This window comes from Gilliamella sp. App6-5 (assembly GCF_001690525.1).
GTDB classification, from domain to species: domain Bacteria; phylum Pseudomonadota; class Gammaproteobacteria; order Enterobacterales; family Orbaceae; genus Gilliamella; species Gilliamella apicola_H.
The window spans coordinates 37,889-49,435 of the sequence record NZ_LZGT01000047.1 but is presented as its reverse complement, the minus strand read 5'-3'; the positions used below and the strand labels follow the sequence as shown (position 1 = coordinate 49,435).

Here is an 11,547-nt window from a genome sequence, read left to right as displayed (position 1 = left end):
AACTGCTGTAATTATAAACGCTATTCTTGTTATTAAAAAAATCTTATCTATCATTTTTTTACATATCCAATTTTGATTAAACAAACAAAAGACTAAAAGCCTTTTTTTTACTTAACTTGTTACTTTTTAAAAATTTTCGAAAGATTTTATCGATCAGTGCGGTTAATTACAATAGGTTTAAACTATTGTAATTAATTGTATTGATCTGTTAAATCGATCATACTATACTATATTTGAAGTAAAAATAGACATTTTTTTAACAAAATATAGTTAAAAAAACATAATGTTATAATTAATTAAAAGTTGACAAAATCAGTAAAATCTGATTTAAGGTAAAGAGGTACAGAATTATGCTATGGGGCGCTGCTGTTGTTGAAGATATTGCTAATCATTATGCTAAAAAGAAAGAAGAACATAGGAAAGTATGTGAGGAAATAGATAATCCTTTTGGTAAAGGAATATCTTCATCAAATATTAATTTAAAAAGACAAATTAAAAAAAATAAACAAGATATTATTTATTATCAAAATCAAATTGCTAATTATAAATTAGCTTTGTCTAATGATACAGAAGTAATGTATAGATTGATTATGCAAAGAGATGTTTTTGAAACAGCAAGTAGAAAATTTTTAGAAAAAGTAGATAATAGAACAAAAGAAATTTTTTTAGATACTCTAAAAGAGGTTAAGCAATCTCAAGAAAATAAAAAAGATTATAGAGAAAAAATGTGGGCATGGTGTAATCAAGATAATTTTTCTACCAATTTATTATGGGAAGTAAATAATCAAGATAAGATTGACTATACAGCTACATTATATTTTCCTGATGTAACTAAAAAATAGTCCTATTATAAATAAATTTTTAATTCAAAAGAAAAGGTGACACATAAGTCACCTTTTTTATATATTAATTACTTGTAATTAAATTAGATTTATTAATAAAAAGAGGGAATTCCCTCTTTTTACTTTTTATTTTTAATCATCAAGTTTTGGTTTATTATCTTTATCAACTAAAGGCGAATTTTTGTTTTGTCCGTCACCCTTATCTACTAATGGTGAGCTTGAACCTGTCCCAGCACCACTCTGATTTGGCATACTGTTTTTAGAATTTCCAGAGTTGCCATTGTTGGTTGTAGCATCAGTACCAGTATTTGGATTGTTAGCTTGGCTAGCATTTTCAGCACCACCTTGTTGTGCTGTTCCTCCACTAATACCATTACCTTGAGCTGTTCCAGCAAATGCATGTAAATGTTATTTTATATTGTTGTTTTAATTATTTTTTTAATATTAACTTTACCATCTTCTTTTTTTTCTTTTTTTGAATTATTTGCTGTAAAATGATTTAATAAAAATTCATATTCAAATCGATTTCTATCTACAAATAAATGTCCTTTTATATTAATAGCTGTTAATTTAGCATTTGGGCTAATATTAATATTATGCTTTTTCATTTTTTCTAAAGCTTCATCCATTGGTATTAAATTATCCACATCAATACTTACTAAACTTATAGTTTCAGTTGTTTCAATTTTATTTAAACTACTATTATAAAAACAAACAATTCGAGGTCTGTTATATAACCATTCTTTTACTTCTTCATAAATAAAACAAACCTTTTTTTTGCCAACTTGTATAGGTTTTGGTAATTGTAATGTTTCATCTTTTAACCATCTATATATCGTTGATTCATCACAACCTAGTGCTGTTGCTAGCTGTCCAATACTTATTGTTTGTAATGTTTCCACAAAACTTGATAATGTTGTTTTACTACCCATAAATACTCCAAAAAATAATTTACATTACAATATAATACTATAAAACTGAAACATTACTTACATTTTCTACATAATCACCCCACCACCCCATTAATTCAAATCTTTTTTCAAGGTATTGAGCATTATTATAAGTAGCTCTTACAATATTTTTATCTACATGCGCCAACGATATTTCTATTAATTCTTGATGAAATTTTAAACTTTCATTTAAAATGGTAGAAGCAATAGATCTAAAACCATGCGCTACTAATTTATTTTTAAATCCTGCTCTTTTCAGCATTGTATTTACTGTTTCTTTACTTGTGTGTTTACTTTTATCATTTAAATATTTTCTATTTATAAATACATATTCAAAATCTGGTGGTGTTATATCCTTCATTTTTTGAAGTATTTTTATTGCTTGCTTTGATAAAGGTACTACATGCTCACGCCTCATCTTCATACTATTTGCTGGAATTGTCCAAATTGATTTTTTTAAATCAATATCCATCCATTTAGCCGTTGCTGCCTCCCCAGGTCTCACCAGTGTTAAAAGTTGAAAATAGGCTAATAGTTTAGTTTGCTTAGTGGCAGGATAATCATTAATTGTTTTTAAAATTTGAGGTAGCTGAGCAGGTGGTAAAGTTGGCATATTTTTAGATCTGTGCGTAGCAAATCTTAAATTTTCAAATTTATTATATTCAACAAAACCAAGATTTTTAGCATAATTAAAAACTCTACCTACAACTTGACAAATTCGAGCAACTAAATCGGTTTTATTTTGATTAATTAAGGGTTGTAAATACTCTTTAAAATCTGCTGGTATTAACTCATTAACAGATTTATTAACTAAATCATGATGAATTAAAACATGATTAACTATAATATTTTTATTTCTTCTAAAAGTTCCTTCTGTAATCTCACCTTTATCTAAATTTAACTTTTGATCTTCTACCCAATCCCAAAAAATATTAATGAATTTTCTTTTTTCTTCTTTTTGTATTTGCTCTTCTTCTTCATATTTGTAATTAGCAGGATCTGTTCCATTCAACAATAATTTTTTAAATTCATCCCTTTTTTCTCTTGCTTCAGCTAAAGAAATTAAAGGATATTCACCAAGACTAAGTTGATTTGCTTTTTTTGTATTAGGTCTCAAATATCTAAATCGCCAAATTTTTGAACCATTTTTTTTGATTAAAATTGATAAACTATTACCGTCACTTATTTCATAATTTTTTTCTTTAATTTTTAAATTTTTAATTTTTATATCAGTTAGTTTATTACTAGCCATAACAACTCACATCTAAAAATTTGTATACGTTTTTAGTCACATTATAGTCGTATACAAAAACGTATACAAACATATATGCAATTTAGCGCAATTCAGTGCAACTTAGTGCAACTTAGTGCAAGTGATTTTTTAGCTAAAACCTTTGTTTTTTAATGATTTTTAATGATTGGATAAGGGATTAAAAAAGAGGAATGGTGGGTTGTGAGGGGATCGAACCCGCGACCAATTGATTAAGAGTCAACTGCTCTACCGACTGAGCTAACAACCCACCGAAATATTCGCCTATATTATATATAGTTTTAAGCAATAATGCAAATCATTAATCTGATTTTTATTTACTAAAATTTTGAGATAAATCGCAAAAAAATCAAATTTAATATTCTAAATATCATTAGAATTTTATCATTATGCGACTTAAGTTTAATTTATTATAAATCAATAAAAATTAAATTTAACAAGTAAATTTCAATATTGCTAGATTATTAAATAAGTCTATGTTTTACTGTAGTGCGTTTTTCAACATAATTAAATATTATATAATGAATTATAAATGAATTGGGAGAAAAGAAATGAAAATATCGTCAGTTGCTATGCTTATCACAATGGGATTATCCAGCGCAGTAACTTATGCGCATACTGCAAATGAAATTATCGTCCGTGGTGGGCCTGTTTATGTTCATCCTCAAGATAAAAGTGATCATGTTAAAGTAGGCGGAGCCAAAAGTGATCTAAAAGCAAAAGCCGATAACGATACACAACTTGGATTAAATTTCCAATATATGGTGACCGATAATATTGGTGTCGAACTGTTAGCCGCAACACCTTTTAGCCATCAGGTTAAGCTAGGTGGGGGCAATTCAACGGGACTTTCTGGTGCTCATTTAGGGAAAATTAAACATCTACCGCCAACATTAAGTGCTGTTTGGTATCCACTTGATTCACAATATGAGTTACAACCCTATGTTGGAATGGGTATTAACTATACCTTCTTTTTTGATGAAAAACTTAGTGGTGAAGCCAAAAAAGCGGGATTTCATGGTTTAGATCTTGACAGTTCTTGGGGCTGGGCAGCACAAGTCGGTGCTGATTATTCTTTAAATGACAATTGGCTTTTGAATGCTCAAATTCGTTATATTGATATTGAGACTAAAGCGACAACCCATTTAGGCAATACTAAAGTTACCGCTAATTATAAGCTTGATCCATGGGTTGCAATGATTGGTGTGGGTTATAAATTTTAAATTAGCAAACAAAAAACCTCTCAAACGAGAGGTTCAGATTGATGACAAAGAACTCGCTTTTTGGCGAGTTCTTTGATCTAATAGAGAGGAGTCCATTATAAGAGAAGTTCTTCTATGCTAAAAAAACCAACTCCAGCGACACCAGAAAAAATAGAGCAAATCTCGCTAGATGCGCTTGTCCCTCAAAATCATCTTGTTCGTAAAATAGCTAAAGTCATTGATTTTGAATTTATTCGAGAAGCGGTAGCACCACTTTATTGCCCTAATAATGGTCGTCCAGCAGAAGATCCGGTCAGACTGTTTAAAATCATGTTATTGGGGTATCTTTTCGGTATCCCCAGTGAACGTCGTCTGGTTCAGGAAATTCAGGTCAATTTAGCTTACCGCTGGTTTCTGGGAATGGGATTAACCGAAAAAGTGATTGACGCCTCAACACTTAGCCAAAATCGTCGCCGTCGGTTTAATGACAGTGAAATCTATCAACAGATTTTTGATAATATTGTTGAGCAGGCCATTGCCAAAGGGTTGATAAGTGGTCGGGTTTTATATACGGACAGTACTCACCTAAAAGCAAATGCCAATAAAGGCAAAGCACGTAATGAGCAGCGTATTGTTGAGCCCAGTCAATATATTGATGCGCTTAATCAAGCCATCAACGCAGAAAGAGAATTAAACGGAAAAAAGCCTTAAAGCCATCGACGGTAGAGAAATACAAGGAGGTTAAAGTCAGTACAACAGATCCAGACAGTGGCTTTATGCATCGGGAAGGCAAGCCTAAAGGATTCTTCTACTTAGATCACCGAACGGTTGATGGCAAACATAATTTAATTACCGATACCTATGTCACTGCCGGAAATATCCATGATTCCCAGCCTTACATGGCTCGATTAAAACGCCAGCTAGAGCGGTTTGGCTTTAATCCGGTTGGTGTCGGTCTTGATGCGGGTTATTTTACGGCTCCCATTTGCCATTTACTGCTGGCAAAGCAGATATATCCGGTGTTGGGTTATCGTCATTATCATTCTGATGCAACAACCTGCAAAATCTGTCCGTTATTGTCACAGTGTACACAGAGTAAAAATACACAGAAAGTCATCACACGGCATATTTGGGAAGCAGATAAAGAGATAGCCAACGAAATTCGTTTAAGTCAGTGGGGTAAAAAAGTCTATGCTCGGCGAAAAGAAACCATAGAGCGCAGCTTTGCTGATGCTAAACAACACCACGGACATCGCTATGCACGATTTAGAGGAAGAGCGCAGGTTCAAATGCAGTGTTTATTGGCCGCAATGGCTCAAAATATCAAGAAAATAGCGATAAAGCTATTTTTGTTACGTTTTTTTAAGCTATTTTTTAATTTATTTAATCAAATCCAAATTAAAAAGCCTATTTATGGTTTAAATAAAAAAATAAACCCCGAATTATATCGAGGTTTGTCATCAATCTGAACCTCTCAAACGAGAGGTTTTTATTACAAAGATTAAAAAAAGATTAAAGATTTTTTATGGCAACATACTGCTCTTGCAGTTTGGCTTTATCATCAATATAACCTTGTTGTTTTTCTTTTTCTTTCGCAACTACTGCCGCAGGGGCTTTGTCGACAAAGCTGGCATTAGACAGTTTATTTTCAATACGAGAAATTTCGCCATTGATGCGTTCAATTTCTTTTTCTAAACGCGCAAGTTCGTTTTCTTTATTGATTAATCCTGCCATTGGGATTAGCAACTCGGCGCCATCAACCAGTTTTGTGACCGATAATGGTCCAGTTTCACCATCACCAAGTAAAACAATTTCAGACAATCTTGCTAATGATTCAATAAAATTGATGTTATCAGCGATGATTCGATGTACCGTTGGAGATCCTTTTCGAATCAATAATTGTAGTGGTTTACTTGGCGCAATATTCATTTCGGCACGAATGTTTCGTACGGCAATTACGACATCTTTTATCCAATTAATATCGGCTATTGCTTGATCATCTGAATGCTGTTCATCAAAAGCAGGCATTGGCTGTAACATTATAGTGTCAGCAGTTATATTCATTAAGCCTTTTACATTTTGCCAAATTGCTTCGGTTATAAATGGAATAATCGGGTGCGCAAGACGTAATAGAGCTTCTAATACCGTAATTAACGTATGGCGAGCTGCGCGTTGCTGTGATGGTTCTCCATTGGCTAAAATGGATTTGGTTAGCTCTAAATACCAGTCACAGAATTGATTCCATGTGAACTCATATAAAATATTAGCGGCTAAATCAAAACGATAAGTATCAAATGCTTCTCGGTAAGATTTAATGGTTTGATTAAATTCGGCTAAAATCCATTTATCTGCTAAAGAATAATCTAAATCCCCACTTTTAAAGCCACAATCGTGCCCTTCTGTATTCATCAGCACATAACGACTAGCGTTCCAAAGTTTATTACAGAAATTACGATAACCTTCTAAACGTTTTAAATCCCAATTAATATCACGCCCAGTTGAGGCTAACGCGGCTAAAGTAAAGCGTAGCGCATCTGTACCGTGTGCCTCAATGCCATTAGGGAACTGTTTTTGAGTGCGTTTAGCAATTTTTTCAGCTAATTGAGGCTGCATCATATTGCCAGTCCGTTTTTCTAATAAAGCTGGCAGTGAGATACCATCAATCATATCTAAAGGATCGATAACGTTTCCTTTAGATTTAGACATTTTCTGTCCTTCTTCATCACGAATTAAACCTGTGACATACACCGTTTTAAAAGGAACTTGTGGTTTACCATGTTCATCCTTAATAAAGTGCATGGTCATCATGATCATTCTAGCTACCCAGAAGAAGATAATATCAAACCCCGTCACCAGCACATTAGTTGGATGGAAGGTGGCTAAATCATCAGTATTATTCGGCCAACCCAACGTTGAAAATGTCCAAAGCGCAGACGAAAACCAAGTATCCAGCACATCTTCATCTTGCGATAATTCAATATCATTCGACAGATTATTCTCGCGTCGTACTTCAGCTTCGTCACGACCAACATAAACATTACCTTGTTTATCATACCAAGCAGGAATACGGTGCCCCCACCATAATTGACGTGAAATACACCAATCTTGTATATCATTCATCCAAGAAAAATACATATTTTCATACTGTTTTGGTACAAATTGGATATCACCATTTTTTACTGCATCAATAGCAGGCTCGGCAAGCACTTTTGCTCGCACATACCATTGATCGGTTAGCATAGGTTCAATCACAACGCCACCACGGTCACCATATGGAACGGTCAAATCATGCGGTTCGGTTTTTTCTAAAATACCCAATGATTCACATTCTGCAACGACTGCCTTACGCGCGGCAAAACGTTCTAGGTTCTGGAATTGAGCCGGAATGGTTGGTTCGTAAGCCCCACTTGGCTCACCATTAGTATCAAACACTTCAGCTTGCTGACGAATATCCCCATCAAACGTTAAAATGTTGATCATCGGTAATTGATGACGTCGCCCAACTTCATAGTCATTAAAATCATGCGCAGGGGTGATTTTTACGCATCCAGTACCTTTGGTCATGTCGGCATGTTCATCCCCCACAATTGGAATACGGCGGTTAACAAATGGTAATATAACAAATTGACCAATCAGATCTTTATAACGAGGATCTTCAGGATTCACCGCAACCCCTGTATCCCCAAATAAGGTTTCAGGACGAGTGGTTGCCACCACTAAGTAATCTTTACCGTCGGCTGTTTTAGCTCCATCAGCTAATGGATAACGTAAGTGCCACATTGAACCTTTAACTTCGCGGTTTTCAACTTCAAGATCAGAAATAGCTGTACGTAGTTTTGGATCCCAATTGACTAAACGTTTACCACGATAGATAAGATTTTCTTGATATAAACGAACGAAGACTTCTTTCACTGCATTTGATAGACCTTCATCCATGGTGAAGCGTTCGCGATCCCAATCAACCGAATCCCCTAAGCGACGCATTTGCTTAGTAATGCTACCGCCTGATTCGGCTTTCCATTGCCAAATCTTGTCAATAAAAGCATCACGTCCGTAATCATGGCGAGTTTTATTTTCTTCAGCCGCAATTTTGCGCTCTACCACCATTTGCGTTGCAATACCGGCATGATCGGTACCCGATTGCCACAAGGTATTATTACCTTGCATACGATGATAACGAATTAATGCATCCATAATGGTTTGCTGAAAAGCATGCCCCATATGTAAACTACCTGTCACATTCGGCGGTGGAATGGCAATACAATAACTTGGTTGCGATTTATCACCATTGGGTTTGAAGTAACCACTTTTTTCCCAATGCTTATAAAGAGGTTGTTCAATTTCTTGTGGATTATAAGTCGTGTTTTTCATAATTAATGCATAAATCCTGATTTAAGGCATAAAATGGTTGCTATTCTACAGTAAAATAGACAAACAATAAATTAGCAGAACAATAAACTCATTGATTTAATCGAATTGTAAAAATTTTTAGAATACGATGAATAGCATAAAAAAACCGCCTTGTATTAAGCGGTTTTTTATATCTATCATTGTAAATATAATTGGTAATTAGTAATGTTGATAAATAAAATTATCAATTAATCGTGTTTTACCAATATAAACCGCTAGCGCACATAAACTATCTTGTTCAAGCCTATCAACCGATGTTAATGATGCTAGATCGACAAATTCAATATAGTCAATCTTGGCTAAAGGTTGGTTGACAATCAGATCATGCATAGCTTTTGTTATAACAGTTACCGACGTTTCCCCTTGCTTTATCATTGCATTGGCACATTCAATTGCTTGATAAAGGCACACAGCTGCGGATCGTTCACGTTCAGACAAATAGCTATTACGTGAACTTTTAGCCAGTCCGTCTGCTTCACGCACAATAGGGCAACCAATAATTTCAATGTCGAAATTCAGATCACTGACCATTCGTTTAATTACCGCTAACTGCTGTGCATCTTTCTGTCCAAAATAAGCACGATCAGGTTGTGTGATATTGAATAATTTTGTGACAACAGTGCAAACGCCTTTGAAATGCCCTGGGCGCTTTTTTCCGCATAAAGCATTTGTTAAACCTTTAACATCAACATTGCTATTAAAATTAGCATCATACATTTCACTGGCAGTTGGACAAAAAATCAAATCTACCCCCATCTTCTCACAAGCGATTTTATCCCGTTCTAAATCATGTGGATAACTAGCAAGATCTTCTGAAGGTCCAAATTGTATAGGGTTAACAAAAATCGTCACAATAACTTTTTGGTTGTCCCTTTTAGCCGCAGCCATTAAGCTTTGATGGCCTTCATGCAAATAACCCATGGTTGGAACAAGTCCGATACTATCCCCTGCTTGACGCCAAGCTTTAACTTGTTCTCGTACTTGTCCTATTGTCGTTACAACATTCATCTAGTTATCCCTTATGATTGAAACTCAGATTTAAGTTTGTTCATTACCTCACCATCAATGGCAAATTCATGGGTTGAAGTAGGAAATTGTTGCTGTTTTACTTCTTGGCAATAGTCAGTAAACGCTTGTTTCATATGATTACCAATTGGGGCAAAAGATTTGACAAATTTTGATGCAACACCATCATACATAGACAGCATATCTTGATAAACAAGCACCTGTCCATCACAATTTACACCTGCGCCAATACCAATAGTTGGAATACTCACTAATTGTGAGATCAATTTAGCTAAATCAGCAGGTACACATTCAAGTACAATCGCAATTGCACCCGCTTGTTCAACCGCTAATGCATCAAGAACAATATTTTTAGCTTCTTGATAATCTTTACCTTGAACTTTATATCCCCCTAAAGCAAGAACGGATTGAGGCATAAGCCCAATATGCGCAACAACCGGAATGGAAGCTTGTGTAATCATTTTGATATGTTCAAAAAATGCTTGTCCGCCTTCAAGTTTAACCGCTTGAACTTGACCTTCTTTAATTAGGCGACCAGCATTTAAAACTGCATCATACACAGATGTTTGATAAGACATAAAAGGTAAATCAGTGACAACAAATGCGGACTTAGCTGCTCTTGCAACCGCTTTGGAGTGATGGATCATATCTTCCATAGTAACCGATACCGTGCTATCGTAACCCAGCATCACCATACCTAAAGAATCCCCCACTAATAAACAATCTACACCACTTTCGTCCATTAATTTGGCTGTAGTGTAATCATAAGCGGTTAGCATTGTAATTTTTTGTCGATTTTGTTTACGTTCTTTTAAAATGGCAATCGTGTTTTTCAAGGTAACAACTCCAATTCTAATTGTCGATAGTCCTTGCTTGGATGTTTTGTTCGACTAATATTAAGTAAAATAGCAGATAACTGCTGGTAAATAATTTTTAGTTCGACCGGCATAGTCATTATATGATGTTTGATCGTTTCAATATCGCCTCGTTCGACAGGTCCAGTTAGAGCATCAATGACGCCTACTTCACATATATTTTTAGCATTTTCTAGGAATAATAAACGCCAAGCTTGTTCACTAAATTCAACATTTAATCCGCATTGACTAAGCAAATCAATACCAATTTGTACCAATGCAATAACTTGATTACTCAACATAACACAAGCCGCATGGTAAAGCACTTTTTTACTTGCTGGTAAAATGGCTAAAGGATTTTTTAGTGGGGTTAAAAAAGTCTGTAATTGATGGATAACATTTTCATTTGCCTCAAGCGTAAAAGAAACACCTGACAGAGCTTTATAACAATCAAATCTATCATAAATGGCATATAAAGGATGCAATGAAAACGCAAATGGATGAACGATATTATGCAGGCTAAATATATGTGACGTTAACAGCCCACTACAATGACCGATCCACTTATTAGCAATAGGTAACAGGCAAAGTTCTTGCCAAACAGTGGCTATTTGGCTATCTGATACAGTAACCAATAAGCAATCACAATCATTAACTAAATCAGCTAACGATGTATAAGCTTGACTGTGAGTAAAATCACTTGCCTCTTTTGCATGTTCATAAGATCGGCTATAAAACCCAGCAATCCGCATTCCACATAAAGAAAAATACTTAGCTAAGGTGCAACCTACTTTACCCGCACCAATAAAACCGATAATCATTGTAACTGTAACTTATTAAATAATTGTCGCATTATAGCTCAACTAGCTTAATATTCAATTAAATTAGAGACCAATAACATATGGAACTGAATGGAAAATTATCATTTTTAATAATGACAAAGTGTAGGAATTACTCGCACTATTTATGGTAATTTAAGAAAATACTGTAATG

At 34.4% G+C, this 11,547-nt stretch carries 9 protein-coding genes and 1 tRNA gene; 3 read left to right on the top strand and 7 right to left on the bottom strand.

Annotation, left to right across the window (positions count from 1 at the left end; translation table 11 throughout):
- Nucleotides 1–350 precede the first annotated feature (350 nt).
- The gene (locus A9G24_RS06200) at nucleotides 351–842 is read left to right on the top strand and encodes a hypothetical protein (protein ID WP_065638254.1); all 492 of its coding nucleotides are present in this window, start codon (nucleotides 351–353) and stop codon (nucleotides 840–842) included.
- 413 nt (nucleotides 843–1,255) lie between these two features.
- Here A9G24_RS06200 and A9G24_RS06195 read toward each other — a convergent pair whose 3' ends face one another.
- From A9G24_RS06195 to A9G24_RS06185, 3 genes are all read right to left on the bottom strand, one after another.
- The gene (locus A9G24_RS06195) at nucleotides 1,256–1,774 is read right to left on the bottom strand and encodes a helix-turn-helix transcriptional regulator (protein WP_065638253.1); all 519 of its coding nucleotides are present in this window, start codon (nucleotides 1,772–1,774) and stop codon (nucleotides 1,256–1,258) included.
- Between the two features lie 37 nt (nucleotides 1,775–1,811).
- Nucleotides 1,812–3,044, bottom strand: a complete 1,233-nt coding sequence (locus tag A9G24_RS06190) for a tyrosine-type recombinase/integrase (RefSeq protein ID WP_065638252.1) — start codon at nucleotides 3,042–3,044, stop codon at nucleotides 1,812–1,814.
- A 192-nt stretch (nucleotides 3,045–3,236) separates the two neighbouring features.
- Nucleotides 3,237–3,312: transfer RNA gene (locus A9G24_RS06185), tRNA-Lys, on the bottom strand.
- A 301-nt stretch (nucleotides 3,313–3,613) separates the two neighbouring features.
- On the opposite strand from A9G24_RS06185, the gene A9G24_RS06180 reads away from it, so the two are divergent.
- Both A9G24_RS06180 and A9G24_RS06175 read left to right on the top strand, forming a co-directional pair.
- Nucleotides 3,614–4,285, top strand: coding sequence for an OmpW family outer membrane protein (locus A9G24_RS06180; protein ID WP_065638251.1), 672 nt, complete (start codon nucleotides 3,614–3,616; stop codon nucleotides 4,283–4,285).
- 114 nt (nucleotides 4,286–4,399) lie between these two features.
- Nucleotides 4,400–5,733, top strand: a protein-coding gene (locus A9G24_RS06175; protein ID WP_255307229.1) for an IS1182 family transposase whose coding sequence is annotated in 2 segments (ribosomal slippage) — nucleotides 4,400–4,973 and nucleotides 4,973–5,733 — 1,335 coding nt in all. Because the reading frame shifts where the segments join, the coding sequence is not laid out codon by codon here.
- A gap of 43 nt (nucleotides 5,734–5,776) precedes the next feature.
- Here A9G24_RS06175 and A9G24_RS06170 read toward each other — a convergent pair.
- From A9G24_RS06170 to A9G24_RS06155, 4 genes are all read right to left on the bottom strand, one after another.
- Nucleotides 5,777–8,635 carry a valine--tRNA ligase gene (locus A9G24_RS06170; protein ID WP_065638250.1) on the bottom strand — a complete coding sequence of 953 codons (2,859 nt, stop codon included), beginning with the start codon at nucleotides 8,633–8,635 and terminating at the stop codon, nucleotides 5,777–5,779.
- A 198-nt stretch (nucleotides 8,636–8,833) separates the two neighbouring features.
- Nucleotides 8,834–9,682 carry a pantoate--beta-alanine ligase gene (gene panC / locus A9G24_RS06165; protein ID WP_065638249.1) on the bottom strand — a complete coding sequence of 283 codons (849 nt, stop codon included), beginning with the start codon at nucleotides 9,680–9,682 and terminating at the stop codon, nucleotides 8,834–8,836.
- Between the two features lie 11 nt (nucleotides 9,683–9,693).
- A complete protein-coding gene (gene panB, locus A9G24_RS06160; protein WP_065638248.1) occupies nucleotides 9,694–10,536 on the bottom strand; it encodes a 3-methyl-2-oxobutanoate hydroxymethyltransferase in 843 nt (280 codons plus the stop codon).
- Complete coding sequence (locus A9G24_RS06155; protein WP_065638247.1) at nucleotides 10,533–11,375, bottom strand: Rossmann-like and DUF2520 domain-containing protein; 843 nt, start codon at nucleotides 11,373–11,375, stop codon at nucleotides 10,533–10,535. The genes panB and A9G24_RS06155 overlap by 4 nt, the downstream gene beginning before the upstream one ends.
- Between the last annotated feature and the right edge of the window lie 172 nt (nucleotides 11,376–11,547).

Coding starts and splice junctions, on each gene's coding strand:
- A9G24_RS06190 (WP_065638252.1), bottom strand. CDS start 3,044: ATGGCTAGTAATAAACTAACTGATATAAAAATTAAAAATTTAAAAATT.
- A9G24_RS06200 (WP_065638254.1), top strand. CDS start 351: ATGCTATGGGGCGCTGCTGTTGTTGAAGATATTGCTAATCATTATGCT.
- A9G24_RS06180 (WP_065638251.1), top strand. CDS start 3,614: ATGAAAATATCGTCAGTTGCTATGCTTATCACAATGGGATTATCCAGC.
- A9G24_RS06170 (WP_065638250.1), bottom strand. CDS start 8,635: ATGAAAAACACGACTTATAATCCACAAGAAATTGAACAACCTCTTTAT.
- A9G24_RS06155 (WP_065638247.1), bottom strand. CDS start 11,375: ATGATTATCGGTTTTATTGGTGCGGGTAAAGTAGGTTGCACCTTAGCT.
- panC (WP_065638249.1), bottom strand. CDS start 9,682: ATGAATGTTGTAACGACAATAGGACAAGTACGAGAACAAGTTAAAGCT.
- A9G24_RS06195 (WP_065638253.1), bottom strand. CDS start 1,774: ATGGGTAGTAAAACAACATTATCAAGTTTTGTGGAAACATTACAAACA.